This is a genomic window from Pseudomonas bubulae (assembly GCF_900618535.1).
In the GTDB taxonomy this organism is placed as follows: Bacteria; Pseudomonadota; Gammaproteobacteria; order Pseudomonadales; family Pseudomonadaceae; genus Aquipseudomonas; species Aquipseudomonas bubulae.
In genome coordinates, this window is the sequence record NZ_UYJA01000007.1 from 38,858 (window position 1) to 58,691 (window position 19,834).

The window sequence follows — 19,834 nt, forward strand, 5'->3', positions numbered from 1 at the left end:
CGTGCTTCAGTGCAGACAAGGAGACGTTTCATGGCCATTTCGCTGTCCAAGAATCAAACCATCTCTCTCGAGAAAGAAGCGGGAGCCGGTCTCAAGAAAATTCGCATGGGCCTGGGCTGGGATCCGGTCAAGCCCAGCGGTTTTTTCGCCAAGCTGCTGAGCAGTGATACCGCCATCGACCTGGATGCTTCGTGCATCCTGCTCGACAGTGCCAAACAACCGCTGGACCTGGTGTGGTTTCGCCAGCTCAAGTCCAAAGACGGCTCCATCGTGCACTCCGGCGACAACCGCACGGGTGAGGGCGATGGCGACGACGAGTCGATCCAGGTCAACCTGGAGCAGCTGCCAGCCGGGGTCAAACACCTGGTGTTTACCGTGAACTCGTTTACCGGGCAAAATTTCGAAGCGGTAGAAAACGCCTACTGCCGTATCGTTGACGAGCTGACCGGCAAAGAGCTGGCGCGCTTCAACCTGTCGGACAAGGGCCGTCACACCGGCGTGGTCATGGCATACATCAGCCGCACATCGGCGGGCTGGGACCTGACCGCCATCGGCACCGTGGCCAATGGCCGTACCGCCCAGGATCTGGCCACTGACGCAGCCCAGGCGGTGCGCTCATGACCACATTGACCCCGGGCGCCAACACCGGCGTTGCCAGCGGTACCCTGAGCGTCACCGTCAGCTATACCCCGGTGACCGGCGCGGACCTGGACGTTTCTGCGTTTTTGCTCAATGAGTCGGGCAAGGTGCGTGGCGACAACGACATGTGCTTCTTCGGCCAGCAAAGCGTCAATAATGGCGCGGTCAAGCTGGTGGAATCGGCTGCAGGTCGCAGTGTGTTCAGCGTCAATCTGGACGCCATTGATCAGGCCATCGAAAAAGTCGCCCTCACCGCAACCATCTATGAGAACAAGGCCCGTTTCGACGCCTTCCCGCAGTTGACCGTAACGGTGAGCGGCGGCATCGAAGCACCGATTCCGACCCAGGGCATGCAGGAAACCGCGTTGATCCTCGGCGAGTTCTATCGCCGTCAGGGCGTGTGGAAGTTCCGCTGCGTAGCACAGGGTTTTGCCGGTGGCCTTGCGCCCTTGGCCGAGCACTTTGGGGTTGATATTGCGGCTCCTGCTCCTGCTGCAGCGCCGACGCCACCTCCAGCGCCTCCAGCACCAGCACCAGCACCGGCACCGGCACCGGCAGCGAAGATCAATCTGTCGAAGATCACCCTGGACAAGCAGCGTCCGTCCATCAGCCTTGAGAAAAAGGACGGTGACTTCGGCGAGATCAAGATCAACCTCAACTGGAACCGTACCAACCCCAACGCCGGGGGCGGCGGCTTCTTTGCTTCGCTGCGCGGCAAGTCGGGCGGGATCGACCTGGACGTGGGCTGCCTGTACGAAATGGAGAACGGCCGCAAAGGCGCGGTACAGGCCCTGGGCAATGCCTTCGGTGATTTCCGTGACGAGCCGTTTATCCAGTTGATGGGCGACGACCGCACCGGCTCGGTAAGTGACGGCGAGTGGTTGCGCATCAATGGCAAGGAGTGGCGCAAGATGCGTCGCGTGCTGGTTTACGCGTTCATCTACGAAGGTGCCCCGAACTGGCAGGCGACTGACGGTGTCATCACCTTGTACATCCCGGGTGAGCCGCCGATTGAAGTGCGCCTGAGCGAAGAGGGCGGGACCAAAGGCATGTGCGCCATTGCTTTGCTTGAAAACGTCGGTGGCAGTGTGAAGGTCAACCGTCGGGTTGAATTCTTCAAGGGCCACTCTGACATGGATAAAGCGTTTGGTTGGGGTATGCGCTGGGCTGCCGGCTCCAAATGAGCGCTCTGTAAGTGGCCGCCTGATGAAACAGGCGCCGTACCTGCAATTTCTGACAAGGTGACTCCAATGCTCGAATGGCTCAAAACCAACGCAAGCGCCGCCCGTGACAAGCTCTCGGCGGAAGTCAGCAAATTCAAGAACCGTGAGTTTATGGAAGCCGTGGTTTCCGGTTGCGCACTGGTGGCCGCTGCCGATGGCAATATCAGCAGCGACGAAAAACAGAAAATGGTCGGATTTATTCAAAACTCCAATGAGTTGAAGGTCTTTGACGTCAAGGACGTGATCAAAGCTTTCAACGCTGTGTGTGAAAAGTTTGAATTTGACCAGCAGATCGGTCGCGCTGAAGCGCTGAAATCAATCGGTCAGCTACGTAAAAAAGAAGATGCCGCCCGCCTGCTGGTGCGTGTTTGCTGCGCAATCGGTAGCGCCGACGGCAACTTCGATGAAAGTGAGCGGGCTGCCTGCCGCACTATCTGCAATGAGCTGGGGCTGAACCCTGGCGATTTTGATCTCTGAGGACATCATGGAAAACACGGCAATTGGCTTTCCGCCAACTACCATCGCTGTATTTGTGGCTCTGGCGGTCATTGCTCTGGCAATCGACCTGTTTACCCACAAAAGCGATAAACCGGTCTCGCTGACCAACGCCGCCGTCTGGTCGATGTTCTGGGTGGTGATCTCGCTCATGTTTGCGGGCTACCTGTATGTGGCCCACGGCCCAAGTGTGGCCAGCCTGTTCGTTACCGGTTACGCGCTGGAAAAAGTACTCAGCGTCGACAACCTGTTCGTGTTCATGGCGATTTTTGCCTGGTTCAAGATCCCGGACGCATTGCGTCACCGGGTTCTGTACTGGGGCATCATCGGCGCCATTGTGTTCCGCCTGATTTTCGTGGCGATCGGTACTGGCCTGCTGGCGTTTGGCCCTTGGGTCGAAGTGCTGTTTGCCGTGGTCGTGGCCTGGACCGCAGTGATGATGTTGCGCAGCAAGGAAGAGGATGAGGAGGAGGATTACTCCAAGCACATCGCCTACCGTTTTGCGAAAAAACTGTTCCCGGTCTGGCCGAAGCTGCACGGGCATAATTTCTTTGTTTCACGCAAAGAGCTTGAAAAAGAGATCACGAAGCCGCAGAACAAGGGAATGACTCTTGTAGGCAAGGGCGCTCTTTTTGCTACCCCACTGTTTTTGTGTGTGGTGGTGGTTGAGGTTTCAGACATTCTGTTTGCCTTCGACTCCGTACCGGCAGTGATTGCCGTGAGCCGTGAACCCTTGATCGTGTACTCGGCCATGATGTTCGCCATTCTGGGTCTGCGGACCATGTACTTCGTTCTCGAAGCACTGAAACGCTACCTGGTGCACCTGGAAAAAGCGGTTATCGCCCTGCTGTTCTTTATCGCCGGCAAGCTGGCCCTGAACGCAACCGATCACCTGTTTGGCCATGGTTATGAAATTGATCCAAACACCAGTCTGATTGTGGTGTTGGTGGTCTTGGCTATCGGTATCGTGGCCAGCATCATCTTTCCCGGTAAGGAAGAAGAGCAATCCGACGTTAACAACGACACGAAAGCTTGATCGCACATTACTAAGGAGAATTACACATGGCACTTTCCCTTTCCAAAGGCGGCAACCTGTCTCTGTCCAAAGAAGCCCCCGGGATGACCAAAGTCCTCGTGGGTCTGGGCTGGGATGCTCGCTCCACCGATGGTCAAGACTTCGACCTGGATGCGAGCGCTTTCTTGCTCAAGGCTGACGGTAAAGTACGCGCTGACTCCGATTTCATTTTTTACAACCAGCTCAAAAGCGTGGACGGCTCGGTTGAACACACGGGCGACAACCGTACCGGTGAAGGCGACGGCGATGACGAGGCGATCAAGGTCGACCTGTCCAAAGTACCCGCTGACATCGACCGGATCGCGTTTACCGTGACCATTCACGAAGCTGACGCTCGCCGTCAAAACTTCGGTCAGGTGCGCAATGCTTTCATCCGCATTGTGAACCAGGACAACAACAGTGAAGTGGCGCGTTATGACCTGGCAGAAGACGCCAGCACCGAAACCGCGATGATCTTTGCCGAGCTGTATCGCAATGGCGCCGAGTGGAAGTTCCGCGCTGTGGGCCAGGGCTTTGCTGGCGGTCTCAAGCCATTGGCGGAAAGCTACGGCCTGAAGTTTTAATCTGCACCCCATCAACTTTTCATATAAGGGTTCACGAACATGGCAGTAAGTCTGAGTAAAGGCGGCAACGTCTCCCTGACCAAAGAAGCACCTGGCCTGACCGAAGTGGTTGTAGGCCTGGGTTGGGACCCACGGGTTACTGACGGTCAGGAGTTCGACCTGGACGCCTCGGTGTTTATCGTTGGTGAGAACGGCAAAGTGCTGAACGACGGCAGCTTTGTGTTCTACAACAACAAGACTTCGCCCGACGGCAACGTTGTGCACCAGGGCGACAACCGCTCGGGCGCCGGCGACGGTGATGATGAGCAAGTAAACGTCAACCTGTCGGGTCTGTCGCAAGAAGCCAAAAAACTGGCTTTCGCGGTGACCATTCACGAAGCGGATGGCCGCAAGCAAAACTTCGGTCAGGTATCCAACGCTTACATTCGCGTTCTGAACAAGGCTGACGGCAAGGAGCTGGCACGTTTTGACCTGAGCGAAGACGCTTCGACCGAAACCGCGATGGTGTTCGGCGAGCTGTATCGCAATGGCGAAGAGTGGAAGTTCAAGGCAATTGGTCAGGGCTTTGCCGGTGGCCTGGCGCCATTGGCTTCGAACTTTGGCGTTAACCTGGGCTAACCCCCGGCGTTAAACGAAAGGCCCTCCCCGGTATCGGGGAGGGCCTTTTTTTTTGTGTATAAACACCTGTAGCAGCTGCCGAGGAACGAAGGCTGCGTTCGGCGGCGAAGCCGTCGTGAAATCAGACACTTCGCTGCATCAGATAGATTGAACGCTCAGGTTTTACGAGATCTTCGCCCTCGAACGCAGCCTTCGTTCCTCGGCAACTGCTACAAGTATTCCACGCACCGCTTGATCAAAACCTCATCTGCCACTGCCCCATCAGCCCGTGGTTGCGGCTGTTGCTGCCGATATCGCCGGTATAGCCCACCCCCAGGGTCTGCCTGGCAGAGACGCCAAGATCCAGCCCGGCCTCCAGCACCAGCGAGTTGCGATCCAGCGCACTGCCCTCGACATCAAAGGCCGATCCGCCCAGCACAAAGGCCTGGGTGGTTGAGCTGCTGACATCACCATAGAGGTGTTTCCAGCCAGCGCTCAGGCGGGGTGTGATGCTCATGCCGTTTTCGAGCTGGTTCAGATGCGCCAGCCGTACACCCAGGGTGCTACTGAAGTTGTCCTGGGTTTGCCGGTCAACCTGCAACGCCGCGGCACCGCCTTTTTCGGTGTAGCGGTCACGTTGATAACGCTGATAACCCAGGTTGGCATACGGCTCGGCACTCAGACGACCGCTGCCCAGGGCGTAGCCCAGTTCGGCAAAAACCTGCTGGCTGCTGGCGTGGTAGTCCCCCTTGGGCTGATCGCTGAAGCCGTTGAATATCACGCTGCGTTTGCTGTCGCCGTTATGGCCGCTATACGCCGCCCCCAGGCGCAGGGCCAGCGCACCGCTCTGGTGAATGGCATAGGCGCCCGCGTGCCAGCTGTTGACCCTGCCCTCCATGCCGGTGCTGTCCACGTCGGTTTTTGAGTAGCCGCCCAGTACACCCATGCGCCAGTCCGGGGTTAGCGCCCAGTCGGCACCCAGTACACCGCCTTTGGTACGTTGGGTCAGGTCGCTGTTGCCGTGGATTGCGTCCAGCCGGCCATAGCTGCCCAGGCCCTGCAGCCAGAGCCTGCCCCGGGCATTCGGGTCGTTGAGGTTGCGCACGCCCGGCACCAGGCCCGTGGCGGCCAGGGCAGGGGTGTCACTGGCGGCACTGGCAACCTGTAGGCCACCGCCTGCGCCCAACGACTGCATGGCCGCCAGCATGCTGCTGCCCACCTGCAAAGAGGCGCCCAGTGTGGCGCTGCCCAGGCTCGCATTGCTGCTGGCGGATAGCTGCTCGATGGCGGCGCCCGCCGTCTGTGCCGAGGTGTTGAGCAGGGCGTTATACAGCGCGTTGCCGGCCTTTAGCTGGCTCAGGCCGATGGCCGCACTGTGGCCGTTGGCGCTGCTGGCATAATCGGTAAATGCTACGTCATTGCGCGCATAGGTCAGCTCGACGCTGGTGGGGGTGTAGTTGAGGGTCGGGGTGAGGAAGGCGTAATCGCTGGTGACTTTGCCAAAGGTGCCGTCGATGGCCGCTGCGTTCAGCACCCTGTACTGGCTTAGCCACGGATAGGTACCGCTACCGGCATTGATGGCCAGGGTCGAGCCATTGAGGTGGACGGTGCCGCCAACCTGCACCGGTGCGCTGCTGCCATCGGCATTGACGCCATACGCCAGGGTCGCGCCGCTGCTCAGGGTCAAGTCATGGCTGATGGTGGCGCTGCCCAGCTGCGTGTCGGTTTGCAGTGTGCCGTTGACCTGCAGGTTGGCGACGCTGCCACCACCGGCATACATGCCACCTTCATCGACAGTGATAGCGCCGCTGATGGCTCCCAGGTTGACCAGGCGGGCGCCGCTGAACACCTCGCCGCCGTCACTGAAGTCGTTGTGGCTGGTGAGGGTCCAGCTGCCGGACTTCACATCCAGCCATTCAACGTTCTGGCTATTGCCGAAGCGGCCACCGGCCGGGTCATCCAATGTCACCCGGTCGTAGCCGCTACCGCCGTCCACCAGGCCGTCGAAGCGGCTGGCGCTGCCCAGGGTCAGGTGGTCATCGCCGCCGCCGAGGTCCAGGGCCAGACCATTGCTGCCACTGATCAGACCCTTGTTGCTGACCACATCATCGAACTCTCCCACAAATCTGACGGCAAAACCGTCCAACCCTTTGATTGTGCCGTTATTGATCAGTCGGGTGGCCGCGACCCCGGGGCCATCGCTGCCGTCATCCACCAGCACCGCATTGTTGGCGCCACTGATGAGTGCACCTGCGGCGTTGTAGAGATAACCCCCGCCAAGGGCGATACCTTCGCTGCCATTGGCAAAGCCGTTTTTATCGACGCCACCGGCGCCGGTGCCCTGAATCACCCCATAGTTTTCGATATGGGCGATCAGGTCGATATCCACGCCATCGCCGTCACCGTTGGGCTTGAGCCCGGAGTAGGCGCCGGTGATGGTGCCGTAATTGATCACGGTGCCGTTGCCGTCCGAACCAAAGCCAGAACCGTTGCGCCCGGTGACTTCGCCGTAGTTGACCAGGGTTGCGCCCAGATCGGTGGTCATGCCGTGGCGACCACCTGAAAGGGTGCCGTGGTTGGTCACGGTCACGCCGGTTGCCGAGTCAATATCGATGCCGTCGAATTTGTTGTCGTCGGTCAGGGCATCACCCGATGAAATCTCGCCGTAGTTGAGGATTGTGGCGTTGGAACCGGTTTTCATGCCGTCACTGAATTCGCCGCGGATCAGCCCACCCTCGCGGTTGATAAGGGTGGTCTGGACACCTTCGCTGCGCAGCGAGTCGAGGTCGATGGCCTGGCCACTGCCGGTCGAGCGCACAGTGCCACTGTTGTCGATCAACACACTGCCACTGGTGAAATTGGTGTCGATTCGCAAAGCATCGTTACTGCCCTGAATCGTCGCGCCGCTGCGATTGATAATGCTGTAGTTGCGTTCACCACGGGTACTGCCGCTGGTATCGATGGCTCGCCCGCCTGTCGAGATCAAGCTGCCGGCGTTGTCGATGACGACACCTGAGGCGCGGGTGTCGTCTTTCAGAGTGACCGCCACCTTGGTGGTGGTCAGGCTGCCGCTGGGCGTCAACGTCAGGGTGTCGTTGCCATTGAGGGTCAGGCTGTCGGTGCTGGCGGTGCTGAGGAGGGCCGCTTTGGCAAACGCCACAGGGGATAAACAGCTGGTACTCAGCAGTGCAAGGGTGAGCGCAAGACGCTGGGGTGAGGCGGGCATGACGAACGACCTTTTTTGTAATAATAAGGTCGTCATGTATAGCGAACAGGTTTTACAAAATGATGTATCCGAATACCACCAGAACCTCTGTATCGTGTCGGCCATTGTAAGAAATTTCGCTTTTACTCGGCGCTTCCAGATTCTGTCGAAGTGCCCCCTTATCGAAGTGGTTCAGCTCACCCATGGAAACAGTACGTGCCCGTCTTGCCGGCCTGATTGAATTTGTTAAACAGACCGCGCTGATGCAAAAGCGGCCGGCGTTAACCCTTAGCCAACACAGCGCCTTCAGTGCCAGCGAAGAAAAATTGCGGGCGTTGCCCGGGGTCAGCCTGGATCTGCACAACGGCGAGGAAGACGAAGTCTGGCTGCAGCTCGAACGTCTGCATGAGCGCAAGCCACCGGCGCCCCTCAGCCCGCTGCTGGGGTTGTGGATCGAACTCAAGGGCACGCCGCAGACCGAACCGGCACTCAAGGTCCGCCTGGCACGGGAGGTCCTGATCAACAGCACGGCGATCTCCGAGGACGAACGCTCGCGCTTGATGCCTGTAGCTCTGCAGATCGGGGAAGACGTCGCTGTCGAAGAGTGGGTCAATCTGGAAGACTGCCTGGATGCTGGCGAGATCCGTGCGCAATTCAAGTCTTACAGCCAAACGGCCTGGCGCCTGTGGGCCGCTGAGGAAAAACAGCGGCGCAAAAGCATCGAACTGTATGCCGAGCTTTTTATGCTGGTGCAACAGATGCAGGGCAACCTGGGGGATGCGCAGCTGGAACTGGTGTGGGGCCTGGGGGTTTCGACGTGGGAACATCCCGTGGTCGGTGTCATCCATTACCCGTTAATCAGCCAGTTGGTGGAGATCGCCATCAACCCCGACAGCATGGCCATTGAAGTGCGTCCGCGCGCTGCCGAGCCACGCCTGGAAGTGGATGCCTATGTGGCGGCCGATATTGCCGGTGTCGGGCCGCTGGCAACCCTGGCCAAGGATTTTTTCCAACAGGATCAGGCCGGCATCAGCCCGTTCAACGCCGCCAGCTACGAGCCGGTGATTCGTTCAGCATCGACCCTGCTCGATGCCCATGGTCAGTTTTTGCCGGTGACGCTGGCCGAGGGTGATCGATCCGTCCCCAAGGCTGCCGAGTTCTTGTGTGTCACCGATACCTGGTGCCTGTTTGCCCGCGCCCGCGACAGCAATATGTTTATTGAAGACCTGGGTCGCTTTGAAGCCGGGATCGAGGAGGCCGGTGAGCTGCCGGCGGCCTTGCGGGCCATTCTCACCGAACCGTCCAGTGTGCTGGAAGATGTGGTCCTGCCACCGTTTCGTGGTTTGTCCTACGTCAGCGGTACCCAGGGGGATGATGCGCCGGCGGCAAAAGCGCAGGAGCTGTATTTCCCCAAACCGTACAACGATGAGCAGGTGCAAATCATCCAGCTGCTGCAAGTGCACGATGGCGTTGTGGTGCAGGGCCCGCCCGGTACGGGCAAGACCCATACCATCGCCAACGTCATCAGCCATTACCTGGCCAATGGCAAGCGGGTGCTGGTGACGTCGATGAAAGACCCGGCCCTGGCGGTGCTGCAGGAAAAACTCCCGGAAGCCATACGTCCGCTGGCAATCAGTTTGTTGAGCAGTGAAGCGGACGGCATGAAGCAGTTCGAGTTCGCCATTCAAAAGATCTCAGCCGAAGTACAGCGCATCGATCGTGCGCTGTATAAGCGCGAAATCGGCCAGATTGACGACGAAATCAACACCCTTCATGGTCAGATGGCCGGCGTTGATCGTGAGATCACTCATTGGGCCGAGCGTAATCTGTCGGACCTGGAGATCGACGGTGAGCGCCTGAGCCCTACCCATGCGGCCTTGCAGGTTGCGGCGGCCCAAGATGAAGTCAGCGGTTTTACCGACCGGATCGGCGTGGACGAAGCGTATCGTCCGCGCTTTACGTTGCAAGACATCATCGCCTTGCGCGAAGCCCGGCTTGAACTCAAGGACTCACTGGCCTACCTGGGCCAGAAACTGCCGCAGCTGGCTGACTTCCCGGACGCGCAGACACTGATTCAGGTGCATCAGGATCTGGCTCAGGAAAGCCAGCTGCAGCTCAAGGAAAGCACCGGCGAAGTGCCGCGCCTGCTGGATAACAGTGCCGAAACCCTGGAGCAGGCCCAGGCGCTGGTCGAGCATTTGGGCCAACTGCAAACCCTGCGCACACAGATCAGCACCTCGGCCCACAGCTGGGCCGCGCCCATGCAGGCTTGTCTGATGCGTGGTGGCAACGATGATGTGCTGGCGCTGTTTGCCAGCCTCAAGGGCGAGATTGAAGACGCGCTGGCAGGGCGCAAGGCCTTTGTGGCACGACCGGTAAGCCTGTCGTTCGAGTTGCATGCGCAACCCGAGGTGGTGGCAGCTATCGATAACCTGGCCCAGGGGCGACGCCCGTTCGGCTTGTCCGGCCTGCTTGGCAAGGGCACGCAAAAACAGTTGCTGGACACCATTGTGGTGTTGGGCAGCAAGCCGCAAAGCGACCAGGACTGGCAGCATGTGCAAGCCTTTGTGCACTTCCAGCAACACAGCCGTACCTTGCTGCTGCGCTGGAATGCGCTGGCCGCCGAAATACCCTTGCCGACGCTGGAAACCGACGCCGAACAACTGATGGCAGCGGCCCGGGCGATCGAGCAGTTCGATGCCATTGTGCTCACCGAGCAGGGCGAAGCCCGTGCCCACCGCGAACTCAAGCAGCTGCTCCCGGACTGGGCCGAGGTTAGCCAGTTGCGCAGCAACGCACCGGTATTGGCCGAGGCCGAAAGCATCCTGCGACACTACCTGATACGCCATCGCCTGGCGGCCACCTGGGCCATCAAGGAAACCTTCAACAAAGCGCTGGCCGGGTGTGGTGGCGATATCAGTGAGCAGTTGCAAGGCTTTCTGGATTTGAGCCTTGGTCAGCCTCTGGTTGATACCGCCTTACTGCAAACCCGGTGGTCCGCGCTGATGGACGAGTTGCGCCGGGTGATGGCCCTGGCCACTGCCCTTGAGACCGTACAGCGGGTAACCGACCTGATCGCGCAAAGCGGCGGCCTGCTCTGGGCCGCCCGTTTGCGTGAAGAGCCGGTCGTCGGGCCGGTCGACGGCCTGCTCCCGGACAACTGCCTGGATGTGTGGCGCCTGAGCCGTCTGGCCCGCTACCTCGAAAGCATCGACGGACGCGAAGACCTCAAGCGATTGTTCAAGTTACGCGGTGAGCTGGAGCTGAGTCTGTCGCGTCTTTATCAGGATGCGGTGGTCAAACGAACCTGGCTGCGGCTGTCGGAAAACGCCACGCCGAGTGTCAGGGCAGCCCTTGAGCTGTACCGCACCGCAATCCGCAAGATCGGCAAGGGCACCGGCGTACGCGCCGGGCGTTATCGTCAGGATGCGCGACTGGCGGCCGATGTGGCGATCTCGGCCATCCCGTGCTGGATCATGCCGCATTACCGCATTTGCGAAAGCCTGCCCGCGCAGTACGGTGCCTTTGACCTGGTGATTATCGACGAAGCGTCGCAGTCGGATCTCAGTGCATTGCCGGCGTTGCTGCGGGCGAAAAAAGTGCTGGTGGTGGGCGATGACAAACAAGTATCGCCCGATGGTATCGGCATGGAAGAAGAGCGCGTGCAGAACATGATGGCGCGCTTTTTGGGCAATCAGGTGGGCCTGTATCGGCCCTTGATGTCGCCCGAGCGTTCGCTGTATGACCTGTTCAAAGTGGTATTTGCCAAGAGCGGCACCATGCTGCGCGAGCATTTTCGCTGTGTGGCGCCGATCATCGAATACTCCAAGCGAGAGTTCTACAACCACGAACTCAAACCGCTGCGCCTGCCGTTGATGACTGAGCGTCTTGACCCGCCGCTGGTGGATCTGCTGGTGATGGACGGGGAGAAGAAAGGCAAGTTCAACCTTGGCGAAGCCCAGGTGATCGTCGAGGAAATTCGCCGCCTGATCGCCCTGCCGCAGATCACTGGACGCAGCATCGGCGTGGTCTCGCTGCTGGGCGCCGAGCAAGCGCAAAAGATCATGCAGATGCTGACCAAGGAGCTGGGTGAAGAGGCTATTACCCAGTTCCAGATCAGCTGTGGCGATGCCCGCACGTTCCAGGGCAAGGAGCGCGACATCATGTTCCTGAGCATGGTGGCCTCTCCCGGCGATTGCTTTGCCAACAGCCGCGACTCGATAGCCCAGCGCTTCAACGTGGCCGCTTCGCGGGCACGGGATCGCATGTACCTGGTGCGCAGTGTCGAGCTGACCGACCTCAGCCCTGTGGACAGTTTGCGCCGCGGCCTGATTGAGCACTTTGAAACCCCTTTTACCCAGGATGCTGCGCAGGTCAGTGATCTGCGCGAGTTGTGCGAATCCGGCTTCGAGCAGGAGATGTACGATGAGCTGACCCAGCGTGGCTATCGGGTGATTCCGCAGGTGGGCGTTGGCGCGTATCGCATCGACATGGTGGTCGAGGGCGACAACGACAGTCGCCTGGCCATCGAATGTGACGGCGACCGCTTCCACGGCCCGGACCGCTGGGACAGCGACATGCGTCGCCAGCGTATTCTGGAGCGGGCAGGCTGGCGTTTCTGGCGTTGCTTTGCATCGGCTTTTACCCTTGATCGTCAGCAGATCATTGATGATTTGCTGGCTACCTTGAAGGCAATGAACATCGAACCTGCCAGCGGCGAAGGCGCGGCGCCGAGCATTCATGTCGAGCGACGTCAGGTATATGGCTTTGAACGCGCAGGAACAGTCACCGAGGAGGGCCGTGTGCGGGCCCATGATAACCGTCCGGCCAAAGATCCGTTTTTGTTCTGGGTACCGGACGACACATTGGCCGTGAGCGATGTCGAGGCTGAGCAGTCTTTGCCACTGACCGTCTGATGGTCGCCGGGGAACAGTAGGCGCGAACCTGCTCGCGATACCGTGACCCGGCCAGCCAGACCGCAGCGCCTGTATTACAGGCAGGCCAGCCCCTTGGGGTTTTGCGTTGTCATGTGTCAGCAGGTGATCGTACAACCACCTTGAGCTATGATGCGTCCCTACGGGGGCGCGATTTCGCAGTGTTCAGGTCGGCCAAGGCGATAGATCAGCTGCTTTAATCATCAATGCTTCCGATCCTTTTGATTTCGAGAAAAATGTTCACCATGGAAAACCACAACGACGTACCCCGCCTCCCTCGCAAGCGCCGCAGCCTGGCGCAAGAGTTGGTGACGGTGCTGTCCGAGCAGATCCGCGACGGCATGCTCAAGCGCGGCGACAAGTTGCCCACCGAGTCGGCGATCATGGAAGCCCATGGTGTTAGCCGTACGGTGGTGCGCGAGGCCATTTCCCGACTGCAGGCCGCAGGGCAAGTCGAGACGCGACACGGCATCGGCACCTTTGTGCTGGATACACCGAGCCCGAGCGGTTTTCGCATCGATCCGGCAACTGTCGTCACATTGCGCGATGTGCTGGCGATTCTTGAGTTGCGCATCAGCCTGGAGGTTGAATCTGCAGGGCTGGCGGCGCAGCGTCGCAGTGCCGAACAACTGGCCGCAATGCGCGCGGCGCTGGATGCCCTGAATGAAAACACCGCGCGTAACGGTGATGCCGTGGCCTCGGATTTTCAGTTCCATTTGCAGATTGCACTGTCGACCGGCAACCGCTACTTCACGGACATCATGACTCACCTGGGCACCAGCATTATCCCGCGAACCCGGCTCAATTCGGCGCGTCTGGCCCATGATGACCAGCAGCAGTACATGGACCGCCTGAACCGTGAACACGAAGAAATCTACCAGGCCATTGCCCGTCAGGATTCGGAAGCGGCCCGCGCTGCCATGCGCCTGCACCTGACCAACAGCCGCGAGCGCCTGCGCCATGCCCATGAAGAGGCAGAGGCGCAGCGCGGGTAGGGCGTCCTCCACCTGTGGGAGCGGGCTTGCCCGCGATCGTATCGACGCGGTTTGCCTGACAGAACGCGGCGCTTGCATGGCGAGCAAGCCCCTCCCACAGGGTATTGCTGCGTAAGATGAGCTGTTCTACGACAACCTGTCACTTACCAAAAATTAAATTTCACTTTCACCACACTCCACCAAAGCCCGTACTAGACGGGCTTTTTTGTTTTTATCGAAACTGATTCGCCCCAGGGCAGCCACGATTTCAAGAAATGAGATTGACGTTCTTTTTTTAAGTTGTACGATGACGTACGACGCAACGAATCGCTAACGTATTTCTCATCACAATGTGCTCCCAGGGTGTTCGAATAATGAATCCACAAGAACTGAAGTCCATCCTCTCTTCCGGTCTGTTGTCCTTTCCGATAACCGACTTCAATGCTCAAGGTGATTTCCACCCTGAGGGTTACATCAAACGTCTGGAATGGCTGGCTCCGTACGGCGCTTCGGCCCTGTTTGCCGCTGGCGGCACGGGTGAGTTCTTCTCCCTGGCAGCCAGCGAATACTCGCAAGTGATCAAAACCGCAGTCGATACCTGCGCTACCAGCGTGCCGATCCTGGCCGGTGTCGGCGGTTCGACCCGCCAGGCCATCGAATACGCCCAAGAAGCCGAGCGCCTGGGCGCCAAAGGCCTGCTGCTGTTACCGCATTACCTGACTGAAGCCAGCCAGGACGGCGTTGCCGCCCACGTTGAGGCTGTGTGCAAGTCGGTAAACATCGGCGTGATCGTCTACAACCGCAACGTTTGCCGTCTGACCGCACCGCTGCTGGAACGTCTGGCCGAGCGCTGCCCCAACCTGATCGGCTACAAGGATGGCCTGGGCGATATCGAATTGATGGTGTCGATCCGTCGCCGCCTGGGTGATCGCTTCAGCTATCTGGGCGGCTTGCCGACGGCCGAAGTGTACGCCGCGGCCTACAAGGCACTGGGCGTTCCGGTTTACTCTTCGGCGGTGTTCAACTTTATCCCGAAAACCGCGATGGAGTTCTACCGTGCGGTGGCCCGTGACGATCACGGCACGATCGGCAAGATCATCGATGAGTTCTTCCTGCCGTACCTGGACATCCGCAACCGCAAAGCCGGCTACGCGGTCAGCATCGTCAAGGCCGGGGCCACCATTTCCGGTTACGGCGCAGGCCCGGTGCGTACCCCGTTGACCGATCTGCTGCCGGACGAGTACGAGGCGCTGGCAGCCTTGATCGACAAGCAAGGTCCGCAGTAAGCAATGACCAAGGCCGCTGAGTAATCAGCGGCTTTTTACGTAAAGGAATACGATCGGTGGCTCACGCAGCTCCCACATAAGTTCCACCCGTCAGCTACAGCCAAAACAGATTAACCCGCACATAAAAATAATCAGTGGGAGTAGTACTACATGCAAGCGACCAAGCCGACGCATGTCCGTTATTTGATTTTGCTCATGCTTTTTCTGGTGACCACGATCAATTATGCCGACCGTGCCACTATCGCCATCGCAGGTTCCAGCCTGCAAAAAGACCTCGGCATCGACGCCGTGACCCTGGGCTATATCTTCTCCGCATTTGGCTGGGCCTATGTGGCCGGGCAAATCCCCGGTGGCTGGTTGCTCGACCGGTTCGGCTCGAAAAAAATCTATGCCCTGAGCATCTTTACCTGGTCCCTGTTCACCGTGCTGCAAGGCTTTGTCGGTGAATTCGGCATGTCCACGGCCGTGGTGGCGCTCTTTATGCTGCGTTTTCTGGTGGGGCTGGCCGAAGCGCCGTCCTTTCCCGGCAACGCCCGCATCGTGGCCGCCTGGTTCCCCACCGCCGAACGTGGCACGGCCTCAGCTATTTTCAACTCGGCGCAATACTTTGCCACCGTGCTGTTTGCACCGTTGATGGGCTGGATCGTGTATTCCTACGGTTGGGAGCACGTCTTTATCGTGATGGGTGTGTTCGGCATCGTCTTCTCGGGCATCTGGCTCAAAGTGATCTACAGCCCGCGTGAGCACCCGCGCATCAACGAAGCGGAGTTCAAACACATCGCCGACAACGGCGGCATGGTCGACATGGACCAGAAAGGCAAAAAGGCCGACGGCCCCAAGTGGGACTACATACGCCAACTGCTGACCAATCGCATGATGCTCGGCGTTTACCTGGGTCAGTACTGCATTAATGGCATCACTTATTTCTTTCTGACCTGGTTCCCGGTGTACCTGGTGCAGGATCGCGGCATGACCATCCTCAAGGCCGGTTTTATTGCCTCACTGCCGGCGGTCTGCGGGTTTATCGGCGGCGTGCTGGGCGGGGTCATTTCCGATTACCTGCTGCGCAAGGGCCACTCCCTGACCTTCGCCCGCAAGGCGCCGATCATCGCCGGCCTGCTGGTATCGAGCAGTATCGTGGCCTGCAACTATGTGGACATTGAATGGATGGTGGTGGGCTTTATGGCCCTGGCCTTCTTCGGCAAGGGCGTGGGCGCACTGGGCTGGGCCGTGGTTTCCGACACCTCGCCCAAGCAGATCGCCGGCTTGAGCGGCGGCCTGTTCAATACCTTCGGTAACATCGCCTCCATCACTACCCCGATCGTCATTGGCTACATCATCAGTGCCACCGGCTCGTTCAAATGGGCGCTGGTGTTTGTCGGCTGCAACGCACTGGTGGCGGTCTTCAGCTATCTGGTGATCGTCGGCCCGATCAAGCGTGTGGTACTTAAAGAACCACCGACCAGCGACCCGAAAATCGCTGACATTTTACCTGTCCATATTTGAGGAGCGGCGTCATGACGTTGATTGAACATTCCGACTCACCGCGCTCGATCCGCCTGCACCCGCGGGATAACGTCGCGGTGGTGGTCAACGACCAGGGCGTACCGGCGGGTACTGTGTTTGCCGACGGGCTGGTGACGGTGGATTTTGTCCCCCAGAGCCACAAGGTCACGCTGGCGGCTATTGCCGAAGGTGGCGAGGTGATCCGCTACGGTCAGGTGATCGGCTATGCCCTGCAAGCCATTGCGCGGGGCAGTTGGGTCAATGAGGACCAACTGCGCATGCCCACCGCACCGCCGCTCGATAGCCTGCCACTGGCCACTGATGTTCCCGCACCGCAAGTGCCACTTGAGGGCTTCACCTTCGAGGGTTATCGCAACGCCGATGGCACGGTCGGGACGCGCAATATCCTCGGCATCACCACCACCGTGCAGTGTGTGACCGGCGTGCTGGACCATGCGGTCAAGCGCATCAAGGACGAGTTGTTGCCCCGTTACCCGCATGTCGATGATGTGGTGGCTCTGACCCACAGCTACGGCTGCGGTGTGGCGATCAGCGCCACCGACGCCTATATCCCGATCCGTACCGTGCGCAACCTGGCGCGCAACCCCAACCTGGGTGGCGAAGCACTGGTGATCAGTCTGGGCTGCGAAAAGCTCCAGGCCGGCCAGGTGATGCACGAAAACGACAGCTCAGTGGACTTGAGCGAGCCGTGGTTGTACCGCTTGCAGGACTCCAGCCACGGCTTTACCGAAATGATCGAACAGATCATGGCGCTGGCCGAAGTGCGGTTGAAAAAGCTCGATCAACGTCGCCGCGAAACCGTGCCTGCGTCCGAGCTGATTTTGGGTATGCAGTGCGGTGGCAGCGATGCGTTCTCCGGCATCACTGCCAACCCGGCGTTGGGCTTTGCCTCGGACCTGCTGCTGCGGGCAGGGGCGACGGTGCTGTTTTCCGAAGTCACCGAAGTGCGCGACGCCATCTACCTGCTGACTTCCCGTGCTGCCAACGAAACCGTCGCCCGTGAACTGGTGCGCGAAATGGACTGGTACGACCGTTACCTGGCCAAGGGTGAGGCGGATCGCAGCGCCAACACCACGCCGGGGAACAAGAAAGGCGGGTTGTCGAATATTGTCGAAAAGTCCCTGGGTTCCATCGTCAAATCCGGCAGCAGCGCGATCAATGGCGTGCTGGGGCCCGGCGAACGGGTCAAGGGCAAGGGCCTGATTTTTTGTGCCACGCCTGCCAGCGATTTTGTCTGCGGTACTTTGCAACTGGCCGCCGGTATGAACCTGCACGTATTCACCACAGGTCGCGGCACGCCTTATGGGTTGGCCATGGCACCGGTGGTGAAAGTCTCGACCCGCACTGAGCTGGCCCGACGCTGGCCGGACCTAATCGATATCGACGCCGGGCGCATCGCCACCGGGCGGGCGAGCATCGAGGAACTGGGCTGGGAACTGTTCCATTACTACCTGGACGTGGCCAGCGGTAAACAACACACCTGGGCCGAGCAGCACAAATTGCACAACGACATCACCCTGTTCAATCCGGCGCCGATCACCTAGAGCAGTGAGGTGCCGCCGAACCCCGTAGATACCTTCCAGTGGGAGCGAGCCTGCTCGCGAAGGTCGTTCGCGAGCAGGCTCGCTCCCACAGTTGAAGTTTTCCCGTAGCAGCGGGTTACTTGGCCCTTGAGCTGCAGGCGAAGCCGTCGGGGCCAGCCGTTTGCGTGCAGGCGCGTTCGGCGGGCAGGTTTTTCACCGGCTCGCGCAAGTGGTTACGATTTTTGCCGTCGCGCTCCAGGTCAAAGGCGTCATACAACTTGCCAGCGGCGGTGTAGCTGCGCACCTTCAGCCTTGAGTCCTGTACGTCGACCGTCTGGTACAGCTGGGTTTCTTCAGCACTGCGATCCGGTTGCTGCCGGGCCCGGTCATTGAGGCCATACATCTTCGAACCCGCCACCGAGACCATATACACCGGTCCCTGAATCTTGCCGCCGGCTTGTGCGGCTTTGGACGCAACACGCCCGGCCTCGTTGCTGACACGGCTGTAGCAGTGATCATGGCCCTGCAACACCAGATCCACCGCATAACGCTCGAACAGCGGCTTCCAGGCAGTTTTCAACGGCTCGGTATCTTCGGGGCGGGCGCAGGTGTAGACCGGCTGGTGAGTGACCACGATATTCCAGCGTGCGGGGCTGGTTTTCAGGCTCTGCTTAAGCCAGCGGGTCTGTTGATCAAGGGTGCCCATATCGAGCGCCGAGGTGCCATCAAGGACGATAAACCGCACACCCTGATAGTCGACAAAGTAGGTGGTGTCTTTGAGCCCATCAACACCGTTTTGCGGCAGGGCGAACTGGCGGCTCCAGTGCGGCCCGAGAGTGCGGGTTTCGCTGCCGTCGGGGTTGAGGCCGTCGAGGTATTCGTGGTTGCCGGCGGCCACTAGCTGGGGAATCATCCCGTAATTGAAACCACCTGCCTGGTTCCATTCGCCCCATTGATCGTCGTGTACCAGGTCTTCGCGTTGCGACACCAGGTCCCCGGCATGCACGATCAACGCGGGGTTGGCCACGCTCTGCAAGGCCTGGCGAATGCTGCGCGAGGCCAGTGACAGAATGTCGTTCTGCACATCGCCCATATAAATAAAGTTGAACGGCTTGAAACTCTTGGTCGCAGTGTGGAACTGCAACCACTCACTCCAGCCGTCGCTGCCCTTGACCCGGTACACATAGGCCGTGCCCGGCTGCAGGTCGTGCAGGCGTACCTGGTGGAACAACGCCGCGCCGTTCTCGATGTCCAGGCTGATGCTTGTGCCCTGGACCTCATGCGCCGCCTTGGCCAGTTGCGGGCCATCGAGGGCAGGAGCCAGTTGCAGCTGGCTGGTCTGCTGGCGGGTATCGGTGCGGAATGTAACGGCCATTTCCCTGGCAGGATCGGCCCCGGGGGTCAGCACGATACGGTCGGCCAGGCCACTGGCGGCATAAGGCGCGCCGGGGGAGTGGGGCAGCGGCGTGTCGGGGGCGGCGCAAGCGCTGTTGATCACGGAAAAAAGCGCGAGGGCCAGTAATGTGGGGCGAATCATGGGGGCTCCTTGAGGGCTGAATGCCCGTCAAGGAAACAAAGCCCCATGACACCGGGATGACGGCGGGGGTCGATTTGGCTCAGTCACAAGTCGCTTTGCGCGTGGCTTGTGGCCCGCAGCGGGGTAAACGTTGAGGCGAAGGGGGTCGTTTGAGATCACCCCTTCTGCGCCATTTCTGTAGATACTCTGTTGCCGGTCAACCCTCCCTGTGGGAGCGAGCCTGCTCGCGAAAGTCGTTCGCGAGCAGGCTCGCTCC

The 19,834-nt window shown here is 59.7% G+C and carries 13 protein-coding genes; 11 read left to right on the plus strand and 2 right to left on the minus strand.

The window, feature by feature from the left end; all coding sequences use genetic code 11:
• Positions 1-30 precede the first annotated feature (30 nt).
• From PPTH39_RS21995 to PPTH39_RS22020, 6 genes are all read left to right on the plus strand, one after another.
• Complete coding sequence (locus PPTH39_RS21995; protein WP_095002486.1) at positions 31-621, plus strand: TerD family protein; 591 nt, start codon at positions 31-33, stop codon at positions 619-621.
• Positions 618-1,823: a TerD family protein gene (locus tag PPTH39_RS22000; protein ID WP_130872472.1), complete on the plus strand. Its 1,206-nt coding sequence runs from the start codon at positions 618-620 to the stop codon at positions 1,821-1,823. Before PPTH39_RS21995 ends, PPTH39_RS22000 begins: the two co-directional genes overlap by 4 nt.
• Positions 1,824-1,889: 66 nt before the next feature.
• Positions 1,890-2,339, plus strand: a complete 450-nt coding sequence (locus PPTH39_RS22005) for a tellurite resistance TerB family protein (RefSeq protein WP_095002488.1) — start codon at positions 1,890-1,892, stop codon at positions 2,337-2,339.
• 7 nt (positions 2,340-2,346) lie between these two features.
• Positions 2,347-3,393: a TerC/Alx family metal homeostasis membrane protein gene (locus tag PPTH39_RS22010; RefSeq protein ID WP_130872473.1), complete on the plus strand. Its 1,047-nt coding sequence runs from the start codon at positions 2,347-2,349 to the stop codon at positions 3,391-3,393.
• A 26-nt stretch (positions 3,394-3,419) separates the two neighbouring features.
• Complete coding sequence (locus PPTH39_RS22015; protein WP_016783512.1) at positions 3,420-3,995, plus strand: TerD family protein; 576 nt, start codon at positions 3,420-3,422, stop codon at positions 3,993-3,995.
• 39 nt (positions 3,996-4,034) lie between these two features.
• Entirely contained in the window at positions 4,035-4,613 is a 579-nt protein-coding gene (locus PPTH39_RS22020) for a TerD family protein (protein WP_095002490.1), read from the plus strand.
• 235 nt (positions 4,614-4,848) lie between these two features.
• Here PPTH39_RS22020 and PPTH39_RS22025 read toward each other — a convergent pair whose 3' ends face one another.
• A complete protein-coding gene (locus PPTH39_RS22025; RefSeq protein ID WP_130872474.1) occupies positions 4,849-7,818 on the minus strand; it encodes an autotransporter outer membrane beta-barrel domain-containing protein in 2,970 nt (989 codons plus the stop codon).
• A gap of 182 nt (positions 7,819-8,000) precedes the next feature.
• On the opposite strand from PPTH39_RS22025, the gene PPTH39_RS22030 reads away from it, so the two are divergent.
• The 5 genes from PPTH39_RS22030 to garD all read left to right on the plus strand — a co-directional run bounded on the left by PPTH39_RS22030 (position 8,001) and on the right by garD (position 18,062).
• The gene (locus PPTH39_RS22030; protein WP_130872475.1) at positions 8,001-12,713 is read left to right on the plus strand and encodes an AAA domain-containing protein; all 4,713 of its coding nucleotides are present in this window, start codon (positions 8,001-8,003) and stop codon (positions 12,711-12,713) included.
• A gap of 263 nt (positions 12,714-12,976) precedes the next feature.
• On the plus strand, positions 12,977-13,726 hold the full coding sequence (locus PPTH39_RS22035) for a FadR/GntR family transcriptional regulator (protein WP_095002585.1): 750 nt from the start codon (positions 12,977-12,979) through the stop codon (positions 13,724-13,726).
• 353 nt (positions 13,727-14,079) lie between these two features.
• Positions 14,080-14,991, plus strand: coding sequence for a 5-dehydro-4-deoxyglucarate dehydratase (gene kdgD / locus PPTH39_RS22040; protein ID WP_095002493.1), 912 nt, complete (start codon positions 14,080-14,082; stop codon positions 14,989-14,991).
• A gap of 150 nt (positions 14,992-15,141) precedes the next feature.
• A complete protein-coding gene (locus PPTH39_RS22045) occupies positions 15,142-16,497 on the plus strand; it encodes an MFS transporter (RefSeq protein WP_095002494.1) in 1,356 nt (451 codons plus the stop codon).
• A gap of 11 nt (positions 16,498-16,508) precedes the next feature.
• A complete protein-coding gene (garD, locus tag PPTH39_RS22050; RefSeq protein WP_095002495.1) occupies positions 16,509-18,062 on the plus strand; it encodes a galactarate dehydratase in 1,554 nt (517 codons plus the stop codon).
• Between the two features lie 115 nt (positions 18,063-18,177).
• On the opposite strand, the gene PPTH39_RS22055 is transcribed toward garD, so the two are convergent.
• Entirely contained in the window at positions 18,178-19,578 is a 1,401-nt protein-coding gene (locus tag PPTH39_RS22055) for a purple acid phosphatase family protein (protein WP_198417418.1), read from the minus strand.
• Positions 19,579-19,834 lie beyond the last annotated feature (256 nt).